General features: G+C 54.8%; 17 protein-coding genes and 1 pseudogene. 17 read left to right on the forward strand and 1 reads right to left on the reverse strand.

The window, feature by feature from the left end:
- Positions 1-9: 9 nt before the first annotated feature.
- The 12 genes and pseudogenes from WMO36_RS06720 (at position 10) to WMO36_RS06775 (ending at position 12314) form a co-directional block, all read left to right on the forward strand.
- Positions 10-915 carry a cysteine ABC transporter substrate-binding protein gene (locus tag WMO36_RS06720; protein ID WP_099595499.1) on the forward strand — a complete coding sequence of 302 codons (906 nt, stop codon included), beginning with the start codon at positions 10-12 and terminating at the stop codon, positions 913-915.
- Between the two features lie 239 nt (positions 916-1154).
- Complete coding sequence (locus tag WMO36_RS06725; RefSeq protein WP_144164852.1) at positions 1155-2165, forward strand: ketopantoate reductase family protein; 1011 nt, start codon at positions 1155-1157, stop codon at positions 2163-2165.
- A gap of 88 nt (positions 2166-2253) precedes the next feature.
- Complete coding sequence (locus WMO36_RS06730; RefSeq protein ID WP_294451429.1) at positions 2254-3126, forward strand: MetQ/NlpA family ABC transporter substrate-binding protein; 873 nt, start codon at positions 2254-2256, stop codon at positions 3124-3126.
- A gap of 129 nt (positions 3127-3255) precedes the next feature.
- Positions 3256-4317, forward strand: coding sequence for a methionine ABC transporter ATP-binding protein (locus WMO36_RS06735; protein ID WP_195942827.1), 1062 nt, complete (start codon positions 3256-3258; stop codon positions 4315-4317).
- Between the two features lie 5 nt (positions 4318-4322).
- Complete coding sequence (locus tag WMO36_RS06740; protein ID WP_294450256.1) at positions 4323-4982, forward strand: methionine ABC transporter permease; 660 nt, start codon at positions 4323-4325, stop codon at positions 4980-4982.
- 62 nt (positions 4983-5044) lie between these two features.
- A complete protein-coding gene (locus WMO36_RS06745) occupies positions 5045-6223 on the forward strand; it encodes a pyridoxal phosphate-dependent aminotransferase (RefSeq protein ID WP_294450258.1) in 1179 nt (392 codons plus the stop codon).
- Positions 6224-6524: 301 nt separating this feature from the next.
- Positions 6525-7025: pseudogene (locus tag WMO36_RS06750) on the forward strand (PLP-dependent transferase); the annotation flags it as partial.
- A 187-nt stretch (positions 7026-7212) separates the two neighbouring features.
- Complete coding sequence (locus WMO36_RS06755; protein WP_302146992.1) at positions 7213-7473, forward strand: mycoredoxin; 261 nt, start codon at positions 7213-7215, stop codon at positions 7471-7473.
- Between the two features lie 255 nt (positions 7474-7728).
- Entirely contained in the window at positions 7729-8628 is a 900-nt protein-coding gene (locus WMO36_RS06760) for an SPFH domain-containing protein (RefSeq protein ID WP_080788323.1), read from the forward strand.
- Positions 8629-8944: 316 nt separating this feature from the next.
- Positions 8945-9679: an ABC transporter ATP-binding protein gene (locus tag WMO36_RS06765; RefSeq protein WP_294450269.1), complete on the forward strand. Its 735-nt coding sequence runs from the start codon at positions 8945-8947 to the stop codon at positions 9677-9679.
- Between the two features lie 23 nt (positions 9680-9702).
- On the forward strand, positions 9703-10839 hold the full coding sequence (locus WMO36_RS06770) for a COG1361 S-layer family protein (protein WP_302146990.1): 1137 nt from the start codon (positions 9703-9705) through the stop codon (positions 10837-10839).
- 2 nt (positions 10840-10841) lie between these two features.
- Positions 10842-12314, forward strand: coding sequence for an ABC transporter permease (locus tag WMO36_RS06775; RefSeq protein ID WP_349077186.1), 1473 nt, complete (start codon positions 10842-10844; stop codon positions 12312-12314).
- 88 nt (positions 12315-12402) lie between these two features.
- On the opposite strand, the gene WMO36_RS06780 is transcribed toward WMO36_RS06775, so the two are convergent.
- Positions 12403-14319, reverse strand: coding sequence for a 1-deoxy-D-xylulose-5-phosphate synthase (locus WMO36_RS06780; protein ID WP_349077187.1), 1917 nt, complete (start codon positions 14317-14319; stop codon positions 12403-12405).
- Positions 14320-14490: 171 nt separating this feature from the next.
- On the opposite strand from WMO36_RS06780, the gene WMO36_RS06785 reads away from it, so the two are divergent.
- The 5 genes from WMO36_RS06785 (at position 14491) to WMO36_RS06805 (ending at position 20072) form a co-directional block, all read left to right on the forward strand.
- On the forward strand, positions 14491-15480 hold the full coding sequence (locus tag WMO36_RS06785; protein ID WP_349077188.1) for a zinc-binding dehydrogenase: 990 nt from the start codon (positions 14491-14493) through the stop codon (positions 15478-15480).
- A gap of 63 nt (positions 15481-15543) precedes the next feature.
- A complete protein-coding gene (gene purE, locus WMO36_RS06790) occupies positions 15544-16041 on the forward strand; it encodes a 5-(carboxyamino)imidazole ribonucleotide mutase (protein WP_003836415.1) in 498 nt (165 codons plus the stop codon).
- Positions 16025-17194, forward strand: a complete 1170-nt coding sequence (gene purK / locus WMO36_RS06795; RefSeq protein WP_099570823.1) for a 5-(carboxyamino)imidazole ribonucleotide synthase — start codon at positions 16025-16027, stop codon at positions 17192-17194. The genes purE and purK overlap by 17 nt, the downstream gene beginning before the upstream one ends.
- Before the next feature lie 80 nt (positions 17195-17274).
- Positions 17275-17673, forward strand: a complete 399-nt coding sequence (locus WMO36_RS06800) for a Fur family transcriptional regulator (RefSeq protein WP_180753649.1) — start codon at positions 17275-17277, stop codon at positions 17671-17673.
- Between the two features lie 323 nt (positions 17674-17996).
- Positions 17997-20072: an LTA synthase family protein gene (locus WMO36_RS06805; RefSeq protein WP_271724575.1), complete on the forward strand. Its 2076-nt coding sequence runs from the start codon at positions 17997-17999 to the stop codon at positions 20070-20072.
- The last annotated feature ends 14 nt before the right edge of the window (positions 20073-20086 follow it).

The raw sequence follows: 20086 nt of genomic DNA on the forward strand, positions 1-20086 counted from the left end.
GGAGAAACCATGACCGCATCAATCATCAACAAAACATTCAAGAGCATCGTGGCCGCATCGGCCGCGTTGATCATGGCAGCCTCGGTGGCTGCTTGCGGCCCGTCCGCGGCCACTCCGAGCGACGAAGGCTCCGCAAACAACGATTCCAGCTCCAGCAGTAGCGCCACCGCCCGCACTTTGGATGAGATCAAGAAGTCCGGCGAACTCAAGGTTGCCGTCTTCTCCGACAAGGCTCCGTTCGGCTACATTGACAAGGAAGGCAAAAACGCCGGCTACGACGTTTACTTTGCCGAGCGTCTCGGTAAAGATTTGGGCGTGAAGGTCAAGTACACTTCCGTCGACCCGGCTGCCCGCGTGGACGTGCTCACCGCCAACAAGGTGGACATCACGCTGGCCAACTTCACCGTCACCGACGAGCGCAAGGAGAAGGTTGATTTTGCCAAGCCGTACATGAAGGTGGCACTCGGCGTGGTTTCCCCGGAAAATGCCGAAATTACTGACGTGAGCCAGCTTAAGGGCAAGACGCTGATCATCGCCAAGGGCACCACCGCCGAAAGCTACTTCGAGAAGAACGAGCCCGATGTCAAGCTGCAGAAGTACGACCAGTACGCCGACGCCTACAATGCGCTGCTCGACGGTCGTGGCGACGCTTTCTCCACCGACAACACCGAGGTACTGGCTTGGGCCAAGTCCAACAAGGGCTTCAAGGTCGGCATCACCAAACTCGGTGATGAGGACACCATCGCTCCGGCTGTACAGAAGGGCAACAAGGAGCTGCTCAACTGGCTGAACGACGAAATCGTGAAGCTGGGCAAGGAGAACTTCTTCCACAAGGATTACGAAGAGACCCTGAAGCCGGTGTACGGTTCCGATGTCGATCCGGATGACATCGTGGTCGAGGGCGGCAAGCTCTGACAATCACCTGACCTGACGGCGACCTGCCGTCCGTCAATTCTGTTTCCAAGCCTTCCGTGCATGTGCCGCGGGAGGCTTTTTCATATCCTGATAACCGTTCATAAAAAAGAATTATTACGATTTGCGCCTTCCATAAAAATCGCATATAGCCACGCTGGCATGGGAAAGGATTTTTACCGATATCTTGTGATTATCGCTTAAAAAGCCATACGAAAACACACAAGAGAGAGGGGCGTCGTATGAAATACGCAGTGATCGGTGCAGGCGGAATGGGCGTCCAGTACGGTGTGCTGCTGCAGGAATTCGCACACAAGGATGTTGATTTCATCGATACGTGGAAGCCGAATGTCGAGAAGATCCGCGAGCAGGGCGGTGCCTACGTGTCTCAAGATGGTGAAGACCGCCATCTCGTACCGATCAACGTGTACTACCCGGAGGAATACGCCGGCCAGCCGGACGTGTGGATCGTGTTCCTCAAGCAGATGCAGCTTGACGGCGTGCTCAAGCGCTGCGCCCACCTGTTCAACAAGAAGCAGATTGTGTTCTCCGCCATGAACGGCTACGGACACTTCGAAAAGCTCAACGAATACTTCTCCAAAGACCGCATTTACGGCGGCACCGCACTGATCGGTGCCTACGTGTACGGCCCCGGCGATTTCAACTTCACCGGCGGAGCACATGCCAAGGCCATGAACCTGTGCGCCTACGCGGATGACGTGACCGACGAGGTGCGCAAACACGAGCAGGCGCTGTACGAGGATTTCGCAACGGCCACACTCAACCCGACCATCGTCGACAACTTCATCGGCATGTGCATGGCGAAAATCGTATTCAACTCGGTGTTGAACACGCTGTGTACCATGTACCAGATCCGCTTCGGCGAATTCCATGCGCATCCCGACGCGCGTTGGCTCACCGAACAGCTGGTCGATGAAGCTTACAGTGCGGCCGAAGCAGCCGGATACCAACTGTTGGGCACGCGCGAAACGGAAGTCGAAACCATTCTGCACACCGCGGGCGTGGCACATCCGCTGCATTATCCGTCTATGTATCAAGACCTGACCAAGGGACGTCCAACGGAAGTCGACTACATCAACGGCTATATCGCCAAAGTCGGACGCGATAATGGATACGTGTGCAAACTGCACGAGTTCCTGACCCGCGAAGTGCATCTCGCCGAACAAGCCTTCGCCATCCACAATCCAGACATCGTGAAACAAGCTGAGGCAGACGCCGAAGCAAGCAAATAAACGGTCAATCATCAATCGCAATGAACGGCAGGTAGCTGCCAATTGCTGCGAAACAAACTTTTCGCACACCAATAAGAGAGGGGAAACCATGACCATCACCATCGCCAAGAAGAGCGGCATCAAACGAATCGCCGCAGCAGTACTCGCCGCTGCAACACTTATTTCCGTTGCAGCATGCGGTTCCGGCAACAGCACATCCGTGTCCGACAGTCTGAACACCACGAAGGGCAAGACCACCACAGTCACCGTCGGCGTGTGCGCAGGACCATATGGCGACATGGTCAAGAAGGTCATCGCGCCACTGCTAAAAGAGGACGGTTTCGAGCTGAAAACCAAGCTGTTCAACGATTATGTGCAGCCCAATAAGGCACTTGCATCCGGTTCCATTCAGGCGAATCTTTTCCAGCATGGCAACTATCTGAAGAAGTTCACCGCCGATAACAAGCTCGACCTGACCTCCCTTGGACAGACCCCAACCCTTGGCTTGGGCATTTACTCCAAGAAATACAAGTCCATTAAGGGCATCAAGGACGGTTCCACCGTGTCCATCGCGAACGATGGCTCGAACCTGGCACGTTCTCTCGGCGTGCTTCAGCAGCAGGGCTTGGTGAAGCTCAAGGGCGAGGTCGATGCCACCAAGGCCACGGTCGATGATATCGCATCCAATCCGAAGAACCTCAAAATCAAGACGATCGATGCGGCGCAGCTGGCCCGTTCCTTGGACACCGTCGATGTGGCTTTGGTGCCGGGCAACTACTCTTGGGCAGCCAAACTCGATCCGAGTTCCGCGCTCGCCTTGGAAAAGCAGGATGATGGTGTGATCGAAGTGTTCGTGGTCCGCACCCAGGACGTCGATTCCGACTTCGGCAAGGCCGTCAAGAAACTGCTTGTCAGCCAGAAATTCAAGGACGCCATCGCCAAGAGCGAGTTCAAGGATTTCGGCAAGCCGACCACTTGGTGACGCTATAGCGTGCGGTAATACAAAGGCCCGTATGGATTGGAAACTCATACGGGCCTTATAACGAGATTCATCGAACAAAACGTATTGAACGAACTTGAACAAGTGCTCGAATGAAGCGAGGAACGAACCATGAGCGTTATTGAACTCAACGACGTGTCTGTGACTTTTCATGAAGGCGGGCGAACCGTCGAAGCGGTCAAGCATGTGAACATCAGTGTAGAAAAAGGCGAGATTTTCGGCATCGTGGGTTTTTCCGGAGCTGGCAAATCCACTTTGGTGCGCACCATCAATTTGCTGGAACGACCAACAGGCGGCCATGTGATAATCGACGGCAACGATATCACCGCACTCAAAGGCGGCCAATTGAGTGACCTGCGCAAGAACATCGGCTTTATTTTCCAAGGATTCAACCTAATCACCAACGTTACGGTCGGCAAGAACATTGAATTCGCGCTGAAAGCCGGCGGATATCCGAAAGCGCAGTGGCCGGAACGTGTCCGCGAACTGCTGGCACTGGTCGGTTTGGAAAACAAGATCGACAGCTACCCATCAAGCCTGTCGGGCGGGCAAAAGCAGCGCGTGTCCATTGCGCGTGCGCTCGCCAACAAGCCGGAAATCCTGCTGTGCGACGAAGCCACCAGCGCACTCGACCTGGAAACCACGGAAGGTATTCTGGCACTCTTGCAGCGCATCAACCGCGAACTGGGCATTACCATCGTGTTCATCACGCATCAGCTTGACGTGGCGAAGCAGATTTTCGACCGAGTGGCCGTTATGGAAAACGGTGTGGTAGTGGAGCAGGGCAACACGTTCGACGTGTTCAGTGCTCCGAAACATCCGACCACCAAAGCGTTGGTGGAACGCTACCTTGGCATTGCCGTGCCACCGCAATTGGTGCCATCGCTGCCGGCCGGCACCATCGTGGAACTGCGATACAAGGGCGATGCGGCACTCGAGCCGCTCATCAGCCAGGTTGCGCAGGATTACGGTGTGAGCATCGACGTGCTGCATGCGAATGTGGAATATTTCGGTTCGCAGGCCATCGGCATTCTGATTGTGCTTGTTTCCGGCGCGGGGGAGCCGCTGCTGCAGGCGTTGAACACGTTGAGAACGCATGTGTTCAGCTATCGGGAACTTGATCGTGGGCAGCTGGTTGTGGCCGCCGAAGCTGCGGATAATCAGGAGGCGTGAGAACAATGGAAGAAACTCTGGAAATCCTTCAAGACAATCTTGGGCAAGCACTGATCGACACGGCATATATGGTTGTGGTGTCGGCGATTATCGGCGTGGTACTGGGCACGCTGGTGGCATTGCTGCTGTATTTGACTGAAAACCGCTTGTTTACGCCGAATCATGCGCTGAACGTTATTGTAGGGTTCATCGTAAACGCGATTCGCTCGCTGCCGTTCCTGATTCTCATGGTGGTGCTTATTCCGGTTGTGCAATTGATTTTGGGTGACCCTTATACGCCGACCGGTGGCGCAATCTCCCTGTCGATCGCCGCAGTGCCGTTCTTTGCGCGAATCGCGGAAAGCACGTTCTCCGAAGTTGATTCGGGCTTGCTTGAGGCTGCCATCTCCACTGGCGCCACCACACGCCAAATCATTGTGGATGCGGTATTTCCGCAAGCTTTGCCGTCGTTTATTCGCGGTGTGGTGCTCACTATCATTTCGCTGATCGGCTATTCTGCAATGGTCGGCACCATCGGAGCCGGCGGCATCGGCGATATGGCCATTCAATACGGCTATAACCGTTACGAAACCGGTGTGCTCGTTGTGATTGTTATTATTCTGATCGTCATTGTGCAGATCATTCAGTGGATTGGTGATTGGTTCGCGCGCAAGGTGACGCACTGATGGTTGCATATATGCGTGAATATGCGCATATACAGTCGCGCAATGATAGGGAGGGTTGATTAATGACTTCGTATGTTTCTCCTGTTGCGTTCACTACGGTGGCGCAGTCGATTCCGCCGAATGTGTTCGCCGATATGGATCGTAAGGTTGCTGCCGCGGTTGCCGGTGGAGCGGATGTGATTGATCTGGCCAAAGGCAATCCGGACGCATTTCCTGCTGATTTCATTCGGGAAGTGGCCAAAAAGGCGGTTGATGATCCGGGCAATGCCCGTTATTCGCCGTTTGATGGCAAGCCGAGCTTCCTGCGAGCCGCCGAAAGTTGGTATCGCAATACTTATGGTGTCGAGGTTGATTGGAAGACGCAGCTTTTTGCCGTGGAAGGCGCGGTCGATGGTTTGGCTGCGTTGTTCGCCGTGCTGGTTTCCCCGGGCGATGCTGTGGCATATGCGGATCCGTATTACCCTTCGTACCATTGCATGACGGTGATGAGCCGTGCCGAGGAGATACTGCTGCCATCGTTGCCGGAGCGCGGTTTCCTGCCGGATTTGGACGCGGTTCCTGCACGGGTGTGGGATCGTGTGAAAGTGCTGGTGCTCAACTATCCGAACAATCCGACGGGTGCGCAGGCTCCGCGTGAGTTTTTGCAGCGTGCCGTTGATTTGGCTCATGAGTATCATTTCGCGATCGTGCAGGATTTTGCATATGCGGGATTGGGTGTCGATGCGCAGCAGATCAGCATACTGTCACTGCCGGGCGCTTTCGAAGTTGCGGTGGAAGTGTGTTCGCTGTCGAAAATGTATGCGATGGCCGGTTGGCGTGCCGGATTCATCGCGGGCAACGACGACATCGTGTCTCATGTGAAGCAGTACCACTATCAAATGGGTTCCATGGTTACGTCCAGCATTCAAGACGCGGGCACTGCGGCACTGCTGTCGGATCAGAGCTGTGTGGCCGAACTTGCGGAACGGTATGCGTCTCGTCGCGAAATCGTTGCAGGTGGATTGCGTGAAGCCGGTTTGGATGTGTTCGATTCAGACGGTGGCATCTACGCTTGGGTGCACGCTCCTGAAGATCAGACGGGTGAACAGTTTGCCGACACGCTGTTGGAACGTGCGGCCGTCGCCGCGCTGCCGGGCACGTGTTTTGGCAAAGTGGGCAAGGATTACGTACGATTCAGCCTGCTCAAATCTGAGGACCAGTTGCGTGAGGCTGTGCTCCGGGTGGCTGCTGTGCTAGCGTAATTTTTCCTGCGTAGCCTTTTATGTATGAACTGGCGATTGCGGTGCGATGCCTTGCATCTCCGCCGTTTGATAGCCGCTTACAAGAAAACGTTATGGCGATTCGCGCGTTCTATAACAAACGTTGATAAGGCGCGGCGCGCGTTGAAACGCAGGATGCGGTTTAGTGGGTACCAGTGACCGCGTGAATGGCATGCGGCAATGAGCCACAACCCGAGGGGGTGCGCACCATGACCAGATTCAACACTCAGTTTGTCCACGGACTGCCGGTCAACGATAACAACACCGGAGCCGTGAACCCGCCGACTACGAAGCGCTTGATGCCGCTGTTTCCAGGCACTCCGCCAAGGGACCCGCGCATGGTTGTCCGGCGAAGGCCGTGTATTTCGAAGTTCTTACCAATCCGTTGCTGCAGGTCAACAATGTGACGAAGATTGCTGAAATCGCTCATCGCTATGGTGCGATTTCCATTGTCGACAACACATTCGTTACCCCGTATCTGCAGCTGCCGCTCGACCAAGGTGCCGACATCGTCATCCATTCCGCTACCAAGTATCTGGCCGGCCATTCCGAAGTCAACGCCGGTCTTGTGGTGGTCAAGGACGACGGGTTGGGCAAACGTGTCTACTTCGCGCAGAATCGTTTGGGTGGCGTGCTTGCGCCGAACGAATGCGATTCGGTGCGTCGTGGTATTCAGACGCTCGCCCTGCGCATGGACCGCCAGCAGGAGAACGCGCGTGCGATCTCCAGCTATCTGTTGCTGCATCCGCTGGTAAAATCCGTGCATTATCCGGGATTGTCGGGGCATGAGTATGAGATTTGGACATTGTTCAGGAAGTTGCGGATGAGGTGACGGTAATGAAAGACGGCCATCTTGTCGAATATGGAGCTGTCGGTTCCGTGTTACGACACCCTAAAGATGCGTATACGAAGATGTTGCTTGAGGCATCGCCTAAATTTGATGAGATTAATGCCTCGTAAGGAGTGATTTTATGATTGACAATGCGGCAATTGATTTCTATGGAGCCGACTGGTGCGGCGACTGCCATCGAGCCAAGGCAGCATTAGACCGTTTCGGGGTCGCCTACAGCCTTCATGATATCGAGCATGAGGATGGTGCTGCAGAGAAGGCCATTGCGATCAGCGGACAACAGCACATTCCCGTGATTCGGTTCGCTGCCGATGGCTCATGGCTGGTGGAGCCTTCGGCCACGCAGTTACAAGCCAAATGCAAGGAGCTCGGCCTGATCTGATTCAACATTGCGTATGCCATCTCACGAGCCGGACAAGGAGAATTGTCTCCTGTTCGGCTCGTAGACGTATGTGGGTCGGCTTCCGGACGGTCGATGTCCGGCTTCCGAATGGACTTTGCCCAACTCGCGGACATTGTCTGCACGTGATTGCATTCTTTGGTAAGTTTTTGCTTGGGTTTGGCAATGGTTGCAGAACCTACGGAAAGCCGTCAATCAACAGGCTTTCGAGAGAAAACCAAAGAAGGGAGTAATGTCATGCCGTTCCTTATTACGCTCCTTGTCATTGCACTTATCGTCGCTTTCCTGTTCTTGTCCACGTTGTTTATCGTGCCGCAGCAGCAGGCCTACATCATCGAACGTTTCGGCAAGTTCAACAAGGTGCAGTTCGCCGGCATTCATATTCGAATCCCGTTCGTGGACCGCATCGCCATGAAAACCAACATGCGTGTCAACCAGCTCAACGTGCAGTTAGAAACCAAAACGCTCGACAACGTGTTCGTCACCGTGGTGGCCTCTACCCAGTTTCGTGTCGATCCCAGCAATGTGGCGACCGCATACTACGAGCTGCGCGACCCGGCCGGTCAGCTGCGTTCCTACATGGAGGATGCGCTTCGTTCCGCCATTCCTGCATTATCTTTGGACGATGCATTCTCCCGCAAGGACGATGTCGCTTTTGACGTGCAGAAGACCGTCGGCAATGAAATGTCCCGCTTCGGCTTCACGGTGGTCAAAACGCTGATCACGGCAATCGATCCGAGTCCACAGGTCAAGAATGCCATGGATTCCATCAACGCGGCACAGCGCGAAAAGGAAGCCACGCGTCAGCGTGCCGAAGCCCAGCGTATTCAGATCGAGACCCAGGCGGCCGCCGAAGCTGAGAAGACACGCCTCCAGGGTGAAGGCCAGGCCAATTATCGTCGTGAGATCGCCAACGGTATCGTCGATCAGATCAAGAGTCTGCAGGCTGTCGGCATGAATGTGAACGACGTGAACAATGTGGTGCTGTTCAACCAGTATCTCGACACCATGCGTAATCTTGCCTCGTCGCAGAACGCGAAGACGGTGGTGTTGCCTGCTTCGACGCCTGGTGGCTTCAATGAGATGCGCGACCAGATCATCCAGGCCATGATGTCCGCGGACGAAGCTGCGAAATAGTCGCACAATAACCGCAACGTCATATTGAATGGCATTGGCACCAAGTGGGGACGTCCCGTAAAGGACGTCCCCACTTGCCGTGAGTTGTTGAGAGATGATATTCTCCATGAGTATGTCTTTGAGGACCAGAAGAACGCTTCGACGCACGTCATGACATGCTGACAAGACCTTCCTTTGTATTTGAACTTGGCTATCTCGAGGTTGAGCTTGGCTATCTCGGGGTGTTCCCCTAAGGGATGCGAAGAACGGGGAAACAGTATAAACTCGGTCACAAATCAAGCGCGTCAGACGCCGTATGGGGGAGGCAAAGAAGACTATGGCGAATATTGGAGGGCAAGAGTCGGTGATGGGAACGCGCAGACCCATCATCGAAGTGAAGAACCTGCGTAAGGAGTATCCGGTGCTCGACGAGACCGTCGTGGCGTTGGACCGTATCAATCTCACCATTCCGCAAGGTCAGATCTGCTGTATCTATGGCGAATCCGGTTCCGGCAAATCCACTCTGCTCAACCAGCTTGCCGGTATGGAAAAACCAACCAAGGGCGGCGTGCGCATCAGGGGAGTGCCCATCTCCCGTCTTGACGAACGGCAGCTGGCGGAATTCAGACAGAAGCATCTCGGTTTCGTATTCCAGTCATACAATCTGCTGCCCAATCTGACCGCCGTCGAAAACGTGGCAATGCCGTTGATGTTCCAAGGCATGCCAAAAAACAAACGCGAGACAATCGCCAAGAAAATGCTGAAACGAGTAGGGCTCGGCAAACGCATGAACCACTATCCGACGCAAATGTCAGGCGGTCAGCAGCAGCGCGTCGGCATTGCGCGAGCGTTCGCATCGCGGCCGCAAGTCGTATTCGCCGACGAACCGACCGGCAATCTCGATTCCAAAACCAAAAACGACGTGATGGACATGATCTGCACGTTCGCACGAGACCTGAACCAAACCATCGTGCTCGTCACGCACGATGACAATATGGCGCAATATGCCGATCGTATCGTAACGCTGCTTGACGGGCGCATCATCGATGACCGTCTGGTGAATAACGCATGACAGCAAGAAGAGAAGGGGAAACCATGAGCAATGGCAGCCATTCCGCAAAATTCATCAACATGGTCATCGCACTGGTGGCATCCGCCGTCATCGCGTTGACCTGCATCGTGCCGACGGCGCTCGCAGAAGACGGCGATGGCACGGACGCCGGCAACGGCGGTTCCACCGTGCAGCTGGCGGGGCCGGTGCCGAATATCATCATCACCAACTACACGTATGGCGACGGTTCCGTGGCGGTGGGCACGAATTTCGATCTTGGCTTCACTTTCCAGAATATGGGCAAGGTTGCGGTCAGCAATATGGTCGTGACTGTTGACGGCGGCGAGAATTTCGCCATTTCCGGCGGTACGAACACGTTCTATTACGAGTCGCTATGGGCGGGTTACTCGCTGACGCAGACCGTGCCCATGCAGGTGCTGTCGAGCGCGAAGAACGGCGCGCAGGGCATCGATATCAACTTCAAATACGAGTATGTCGATGGCGACACCCGCAACTCCAACACTTCGGATATTAAGATTTCCGTACCTGTTTCGCAGCCTGACCGCTTCGAACTGGGTGATCCCGTGCTTCCCGACACCGTCAATGCTGGTGAAGAATCCACTATTTCCATGGAATATGTGAACAAAGGCAAGGGGGATGTGTCCAACGTCGAAGCGTCCATCGAAGGTGACGGCATCACCGCCACGCAAGCCACGCAGTACATCGGCAATGTGGCATCCGGCGCTTCCGGCTCCATTGGATTCGCTTTCACCGCTGATGCGGCCGGCGAATATGATGCCAAACTGAAGGTGACATACGAGGATGCCAATGGCCAGCAGCAGAGCAAGGAATCGCCGGTGAAGATCACGGTGTCTGAGGCACCGGCCCCCGTCGATCCCGGTGCGGATGTTGACCCACAGACAAACCAGGGCATTCCGGCTTGGGTGTGGATTGTCGTTGCCGTGGCTGTCGTTGCTGTGATCGCCATTGTGGTCGTAGTGGTTGTACGTCGCCGTAAGAAGGCGAAGAAGGCGGCCGAAGATGATGATTGGGATTGGGATCCCACCGATTCGCATGCCGGAACTGATACTGATGGCATTGCCGATACGGCTGGTACCACGGCAGGCGCTATTGATGCGCCGACCCAGGTGATTGATTCCGTGCCCTCCGTCAAGGAGTGAGCATGCGTTTTTCGGATATCGCACGTTCGTGCATGCAGAATCTGCTGCGTCGCAAATCGCGTACGGTTCTTACGGTGCTTGGCGTGATCGTCGGCTGCTGTTCAATCGTGCTCATGATTTCCATTGGACAAGGCATCAACGAACAGAACGAGCAGATGCTCAAAAACATGGGCAACCTGAACGACATCACCGTATACGCGGACGGCGGAAGTTCGCATTCCACGGCAACGTCATCCAGCGTGAGCGGTGCTGGCAGCGAACAGGCGAAACTCGACGATGACGCCGTGCAGAATTTTCGCAGCATTGCCGGTGTGGCTGGAGTGCTTCCGCAGAAAACGATGTCATACAGTGTGGATGCCACGCAAGGAGCTGGCTCCCGATACGTGTCGCAATATGTCAACGTGGTGGGAGTCGATGCCACGCAATTGGAAGAATCCGGCTATAAATTGGCCAGCGGACGTCTTCCGATGCGTGCCGGCGAAGTGTTGGCGGGCAAATCCTTCGTGTATTCGTTCTACGACAAGTATGCGTCAGATCCGAGCAATCATCGTATAGAAGCGGGCGGTTATTACTGTGATGAGCATGGTTGCGCCCAATCCGAAGGCGAAGACCCGTTCTTCGATATGCTGAACTCCAAAATCACACTGATTACCGGAGCCAACTATCAAAGTCCCGACGACTACCGCAAGGTGGGCAGAGGATCCGTGGCGCCATCCGATTCCAGCAGTGGCGAGAGTCCCACCATTACCATGCCATACACTGTGGTGGGTGTCATTGATTCCTCCGCCAACAACTATGATGCGTTCACTTCCGGCATTGTGATGAGCATCGACGATATGAAAACGTTGAACGCCAAAATATCGGGGGATACCAAGACCAACATGTCAAGCAAGGTCGTTTACGATCAGGTATTGGTGCATACCCAAGACATCAAAGACGTTGCCGACGTTGAAGCACAAATCAAGGGTGCAGGTTATCAGACTTCCTCGTTTGAGCAAACGCGTAAGGAAATCGAAAAGCAGTCGCGGGGCATCCAGCTGGCTTTGGGCGGCATCGGCGCGGTGTCGTTCTTCGTTGCCGCGATTGGCATTGCCAACACCATGATCATGTCGGTATCGGAACGTACTCGCGAAATCGGCATTATGAAGGCTCTCGGCTGTTATGTGCGCGATATTCGCATGATGTTTCTCTGCGAGGCTGGCGCGATCGGCCTAGTTGGCGGTGCGATCGCCTGCCTGATTTCCGCAATTGGCTCGATAGGCATCAATATGGCGTCTTTGGGTGGATTCAGTATTGAGAATATCGGCAAAGCGATTATGGGCGGCGACGATGTGAGCCGTATCTCAGTGATTCCATGGTGGCTTTTTGTGGTGGCCATGCTGTTTTCGATTGCCGTTGGCGTGGTCGCAGGTTTCGGCCCTGCCAATAAGGCTGTGAAGATTCCGGCTTTGGATGCCATCAAGAACGATCAGTGATTGCCGGCTGTGCAATGCTGATTGCTGATTGGCGGGAATGGTTCGTGGATGCAGCGGCCAGTCCCGCCAATTCGTTTATGCGTATCATTTATTCGTCAAGAACACCACGAATTCGAGAGACGATGGTTGCCGCGGTCAATCCGTAACGTTCATTAAGCTCGTCCAGCGGCACCCGGTCGGTGAACTCCTTGGATGCGCCAAAAATCAGCACACGAACATGAGAAGCCTTGGCGTTGCTGGAATTCGCGTAGAATGCGGTGACCTTCTCACCCCATCCTCCTTCCAACTGACCATCCTCCAACGTAACGACCAAACGATGCCCGTCGGCAAGCATCGTCAGCAATTCGGCATCCATCGCAGAATACTGCAATGCGTCAACCAGCGTCGCAGTGATCGCAGCATGCGTCCCATCATCTTCCGCAAGTGCCGACATGACTTCCGCAGCCAACGGCATAGTGTTGCCGAGTCCAAGAATCGCCACATCCCTGCCGGGCTGAACGATTTGATAGCGCGTGAATGGGCACTCTCCGGCGATATTGACGGCCGGATCATGCTCTTCGGCGCGTTGCAACGGATCGAACGCCATATCGGCGGCACGTTCGAGCGCAAGAATCTGCTCGCCGGGCATACGAATCGCCACCACACCATGCTCGGATGGGCCGGTAGCCCAGGCCAGCATGTCAAGCATCTGCTCGCCGCTTGCAGGAGCCAAACAGGTCACGTCGGGAACATTGGCGAACATCGTCATATCGAATGTGCCTGAATGCGTGTTATCCGCACCGGAAATTCCCGCACCGAAAATCAGCAGCGTAGCGGGAACGTGATTCAACGCCAGCTCTTGCTGCAACTGGTCGAACGTACGCTGGAAGAACGTGGCGGAAGTCGCAAGCACCGGGCGGCCGCCTGCTTTGGCGATACCCGCTGCAAATGCGGCCGCATGCTCTTCCGTAATGCCGGTATCAACGTAATGCGCGCTTGCACGCTCGCGAAAATCTCGTGTGATGCCGTTCGAACCGGGGGTTGCGGGGGAGATGACCACCAATCCCGGTTCGCTGCTGAAACGGCGTTCCAACGATGCCATGGCCATTTCGCCATAGTATTTGCGTGCGTCGAGCGGCTTGCCGAGCGAGGACTCCGGATCCTGCCAATGATTGGCCTCGCATTGGCCCGCATGAGGTTGAGGATTGGTCTGATTGCAGCCATCCGAACCATTGCCGGACTCCGTGTCATCGTCGAAGCCCAAACCTTTGGTGGTGTGAACATGCACTACGATCGGGTGGTCGATGCCTTTGACCTCGTTCAACACCTCCACCAGCGTGTCAACATCATTGCCCTGCTCCACATAGCGGTAATCCAAGCCGAATGCCTTGAACAGGTTCAGTTCCGCAGTACCATTTGACGCACGCAATTTGGCAAGCTGGCCGTACATGCCACCGAAATCCTCAGCGATCGACATTTCATTGTCGTTGACGATGATAATGAGATTGCCGCCCTGCTCAGCCGCGTTGTTCAGCCCCTCGAAAGCGATTGCTGAACTCAAGGAACCGTCTCCGATAATGGATACGACATTGCCGATAGCGCTTTCGCCTGTTGCAGCGCGTTGCATATCGCGGGTTTTGGCGAGACCGCACGCGAGTGAAATCGAAGTGCCGGTATGACCAAGCACAAACGAATCATGCTCGCTTTCCAACGGATTGGTGAAACCAGTCACCTCGCCGAATCGGGATTCGTCGAGATACGCTTCGGCACGTCCGGTAAGCATCTTGTGCACGTAGCTTTGGTGCGACACGTCGAAAATAAAACGGTCGTGAGGCGAGTTGAACACGCGGTGCAATGCCACGGTGAGTTCAACTACGCCAAGATTCGAGCCGATATGCCCACCATGCTTCCTGCCGTAATCAAGCAGCGTGGTGCGGATTTCAAAGCATAAGTCGCGTAATTGTTGGGCTGAAAGGGCATGTACGTCCGCAGGAGTGTGAATCGAACTCAAAATGCCAGCGGTCATCGTGTGCAATTACCCTTCCCTACAACCAGTGCAATCAACTGCGAAATCCTATCCCACTGTATGCCCCGATGAGGGTGTTTGCAGGCAAAGGAGTGCAAAGTCTTCTCAACTTGAGGCACAATAGAGGTGTTTGCAATCGTGAAAGGCTGTTATTCGCAAAGGAGCGCGAACATGAAAGCCGTATATGCTACCGGAACGAATTATAATGATCCGTTGTCTATGCTCGAAGTGGGCGATATGCCCAAACCCGAAACCAAGCCATTCTGGTCCACCATTCGTGTGAAATCAGCGAGCGTGAACCATCATGACGTGTGGAGTCTGCAAGGAGTGGGGCTTGCCGACGAGCAGACGCCGATGATCCTCGGCACCGATGCGGCAGGCGTGCTGCAAGAAGACATTCCCGTGCGTAAGGGGCTTAAGGCCGGCTCCGAAGTGGTGCTGTACACGTTCATCGGCACCGATGGGGCCGGAGTCATGCCGGGGGAGCGTCGTTCGATTCTTTCCGAACGGTACGCGGGAACCATGGCCGAATACACGCAGGTGCCCAGCGCCAACGTGTTTGCCAAGCCTGAGAATCTCAACTTCGATGAGACTGCAGCATTGGGCACCAGCTGGCTTACCGCATATTCTTTGCTGTTCACGTCGGCGAATGTGAAGCCGGGGGATACGGTGCTTGTTCAAGGTGCTGGCGGAGGTGTGTCAACCGCTGCGATCCAGCTTGCCCATGCGGCTGGATTGGAAGTGTTCGTTACCTCACGTAGCGAAGACAAGCGCAATCGTGCATTGGAAATCGGCGCCGACGCGGTGTTTGAATCGGGTGCACGACTGCCTCACAAGGTGGATGCCGTCATCGAATCCGTCGGAGCGTCCACTTGGAGCCATTCCGTCAAATCCGTGCGTCCGGGAGGCTCCATCGCCATCTGCGGCGCGACCACGGGCGATCAACCTGGCGCCGAACTTACGAGAATCTTCTTCCAAGATATTCGTGTGCAAGGCAACACCATGGGCTCTCGTGAGGATTTCGCACGCCTGTTGAAATTCGTGGAACATGCCGATCTGCACCCGGTTATCGACTCCGCATATGCGATCGATGATGCGCGACTTGCGTTTTCCAAGATCGTGAAAGGCGACGTTTTCGGGAAAATCATGTTGCACATCTAGCCGATTGCGTAAAGTAAGCGGTGTTCAAGAACATGTTCTTTTGGATTCTTTCGGAGGTCCTTAATGGCAGACAACAAGCCTGAAGTCGCAGTGATTATGGGGTCGGCGAGCGATTGGGAAACCATGAAGCACGCCTGCGAGATGCTTGACCAGTTCGAAGTGCCGTACATGAAACAGGTGATTTCCGCGCACCGCACCCCGGAATTGATGGGTGAGTTCGCGCATAATGCCCGTGCCAACGGTCTGAAGGTCATTATCGCCGGCGCTGGCGGCGCGGCACACCTGCCGGGCATGGTGGCGGCCCAGACCACCCTTCCGGTCATCGGCGTGCCGGTGCGTTCCCATGCGTTGTCCGGCTGGGATTCGCTGTTGTCCATCGTGCAGATGCCGGGCGGTATTCCGGTCGCCACCACTGCGGTCGGCAATTCCGGTGCCACGAACGCGGGCCTTTTGGCTGTGAGCATTCTGAGCACCACCGATGAGCGTCTGGCCAATGCCCTGCAGGAATACCGTGACTCGCTGAAGGAAAAGGTGGCTGAATCCAATGCCCAGCTTGTCTGAGGAAACCAACGGCCGTGTTGAAAGGCTGATGCCGGGCGCTACCATCGGCATTATCGGTGGTGGTCAGCTTGGTCGCATGATGGCGTTGTCTGCCCGCTATATGGGCTTCCGCATCGGAGTCCTCGACCCGACTCCGGACTGCCCGACCGCGCAGGTGGCTGATTTCCAGGTCACTGCCGAATATGACGACATCACCGCAATCCGCGAACTGGCCGAAAAATCCGATGTACTCACGTACGAGTTCGAAAACGTGAACGCCGACGCCATCGACAAAGTGCGTTCTTTGGCTGCTGCTCCGCAGGGCACGGATTTGCTGCGCGTCACGCAGGATCGCGTCAACGAGAAGCAATTCATCAACGACCATGGCACGCCGACCGCACCGTGGAAGGCCGTCAACAGTGTTGAGGAGCTTGACTCGGCACTCGATGAGATTCACTACCCGGCCGTGCTCAAAACCCGTTCCGGCGGTTATGATGGCCATGGCCAGACGGTACTGAAATCCGATGCCGATCTTGAAAAGGTGCGTGCCCGTGCCGATCGCGGCGGCGGATTCCCGCCAAGCATTCTCGAAGGCTTCGTCGACTTCGCATTCGAAGCAAGCATTCTCGTTGCGGGCAACGGCAAGGATTACGTGACCTTCCCGATCGTGCGCAACGAGCATCGCAACAATATTCTGCACATGACCATCGCTCCTGCCGAAGTCAGCGAAGCCGTGGCGAAGGAGGCGCACGAACTCGCGTTGCGACTGGCGCAGGGCTTCGAATTGGCGGGCATTCTCGCCATCGAACTGTTCGTCACCAAGGATGAGCGGGTCATCGTCAACGAGCTTGCGCCTCGCCCGCATAATTCCGGCCATTACACCATCGAGGCATGCTCGTTCGACCAGTTCGATGCGCATATTCGAGGCATCGCGGGTTGGCCGCTCGAACAGCCTGAACTGCTCAAGCCGGCCGTTATGGTCAATGTGCTCGGCCAGCATGTGGCACCGACCCGTGCGCTGATCGCCGAGCATCCGGAATGGAGCATGCACGACTATTGCAAGGCCGAAGTACGCCATGACCGCAAGATGGGTCATATTACCGTGCTGACCAACGACACTAAGCAGACCGTGGCCGATCTTGAGCAGACCGGCTGCTGGGATGATTTGAAATAAAACCTAGACGGTAGGTTTCGCGCGCTGGCCTTTCCTTCAAGGATCGGCCGGCGCGCGAAGTCATCAAGGATGGACGTAGATTGGCAGACGGACGCGTGGAGCGCAATACCAAGCAAAAAGAACTGATTCATGATGCTCTGAAGGCGAGTGATGAATTCATTTCCGCACAGGATTTGCATCGCAAGCTGGAAGACGAAGGCGTGAAAGTGGGACTCGCCACCGTATATCGTCAGTTGAACGCGCTGGCCGAGGCTGGGGAGGCCGACACCGTGCGTTTGGAAGGTCAGCAGCTGTTCCGTCTGTGCGGCGATGATGGACATCACCATCATCTCGTATGCACGAACTGCGGCAAAACCGTGGAAATCGAATCACCATCCGAAACATGGCTACGTGGCATCAGTACAAAATATGGTTTTACCATCGAACGGCATACGCTGGAAGTATTCGGACTCTGCTCCGACTGTCAGCGGCAGGCATGAATCATAAAACATACGGTTTCAAGCGCAATGTCTATTCGAATGTCGTTTCTTTACGTTTATGGCTGAAATAGACAGGAAAAATCAAAAGAAACTGTGAATGTAATTTCGACAGTACGATTTTTGGCAGGATAGTAACGTGGCATAATCCAAGCAATATCTGAGAAAAGTTGATACTTGAGGATGATGCGGGCGGTACAGGCGTAAGTGATAGAGTCTTGGGCAGGGAAGGGCCGGCCAAAACTCTTTGACGTGCAGTCGCAAGAGAGCGTTGGTGTCGGCAAGAAGGTTAGAAGCGAACCAATGCGTTATGAGTGGAGAAACTTTTGACGAACGAATCCGTGAGCAACGAGACGATTGAGGAATTGCGTATTTCGACAGTGGATCCCAATGCTCCCAAAAAGGAGCGGAAGGAATTCCCCGGGTGGCTATACGGCGTGCTGTTCATAGTGTTTGATGCCATCGGCGTGGCCGCGCTGCAGATCGGCGTTAGCCAAGCCACCACACGCGTCAATCTATCGAACAACATGTGGCTGACCGGCTGGGGCTTCGTCACCAAAATGTTCACCAGCCTCAACTTCGTGGCAGTGCTCAACCTGATCCTGTGGGGCGTGCTCTATGTGATACTGCTCATGCTCATCAACCGTTTCTGGATTGCCACGCCGATATTTCTGGCCATGACATTCATCGTTGCGGTAATCGAACATTTCAAAGTATCCATACGATATGAGGCGATTCTGCCCAGCGACTTGAACTTCCTGAAAGCCGATACGGGTAATCTCATGAGCTTCATGCCGGCCGGAGCACATTGGACGATTTTGCTTGCGGTTGGAATTTTTGCCTGTTTTGTTGCGTTGTTCGTGTTTTTAAATCACCGCGATGGACGTCATGGCAAGCTGTTCCGTGGGGATGACAAGCAGTCGCGTTCGTTGAATGCGATTGTTCGACTGCTGCTGATCATCGTACCGGGAACGTTCTTCACACTGTATTCCATGCAGGTGAGCACCGTTGGATCTTGGGCGAAAACATTTGCGTCGGCAATGGGAGACAAGCCGTCCATGTGGGATTCCGTCTACGATGCGCAGCGCAATGGTTCGCTGGTCGCTTTCACCAGGCAGCTGAATCCGAAAGTTATGGTGAAACCGGACAACTATTCCGAAAAGGCCATGCAGGAAGTCGCGGCACGATATGAAAAAGCCGCGACGAAAATCAACGCGTCGCGTACCGAAAATATGACCGACAGCACGGTGATCTACGTGTTGTCTGAATCGTTCTCCGACCCGTCTCGTGTGCCGGGATTGAAGGTCAACAAGGATTCCATGCCTAACATCCGCTCCATCAAAGAAAACACGACTTCCGGTTTGATGCTTTCGTCCGGATACGGTGGAGGAACCGCCAATCTCGAATACATGGGATTGACGGGTTTGAGCATGTCGAACTTCGATTCGTCGCTTACCAGCCCGTATCAGCAACTCGTGCCGAACGAGCATTGGGCGCCGACCATCAACCAGCTGTGGGGTGCGGCGAAGAATTCCATCGGACTTCATCCATACGAATCGTCCATGTATTCGCGCGCCACCAACTATAAGAAGTTCGGATTCTCGCATTTCTACACGTTGACCGGTCCAGACGTCATCTCGCATCAAGACAAGATCGACGATTCGCCGTACGTGTCTGACGAAGCGACGTACGAGAGCACCATCGAAGAAGTCAAGAAAACCGATGGCGACCAGTTCCTGCAGGTCATCACCATGCAGAACCACATGCCATACCATGATTGGTATAAGAATAACGATTTCAAGGCAGAATCCACTACGGGCACTCCTTTGGAGGACGATGAGAAGGAGTCCATCGAAACCTATCAGAAGGGTGCGGCTCTGACCGACGAGGCGACCGCCGACTTCCTTGACAAGCTCGACGCCATCGACAAGCCGATCACCGTGGTGTTCTACGGCGATCACCTGCCGGGCATTTATTCGTCCGCTTCCGAAGACGACAACAATTCGCTTGCCTTGCATCTGACGGATTATTTCATCTGGTCCAACAAGGCGTCCAGCTCGCAAGGCAACGAGATCGACAACGCCGACTATTCGTCGCCGAACTTCTTCGTGGCGCAGGCCGCCGAGCATATGAACGCCAAGGTGTCCCCGTATCTGGCGTTCCTCACGCAAATGCATGAGAAAATCTCCGCCATGGAGCCGCCAGTCGTCAATAATATCCAGGGATGGGACCGTATTCCTGAAGGCCAGAACATTTATCTTGATGCTGACGGCAATCCCATGGCTGAAAGCGATTTCAATACGGAAACCAAGCAGCTACTGGCTGACTACCAGCTTATCCAATACGATATTACGACAGGAAAGAACTATCTGAAAGATACGGATTTCATGCAATTGCCGTGACCGGAACGACGCCC

Origin of the sequence: Bifidobacterium hominis (assembly GCF_040095915.1) — a bacterium.
Taxonomy (GTDB): domain Bacteria; phylum Actinomycetota; class Actinomycetes; order Actinomycetales; family Bifidobacteriaceae; genus Bifidobacterium; species Bifidobacterium hominis.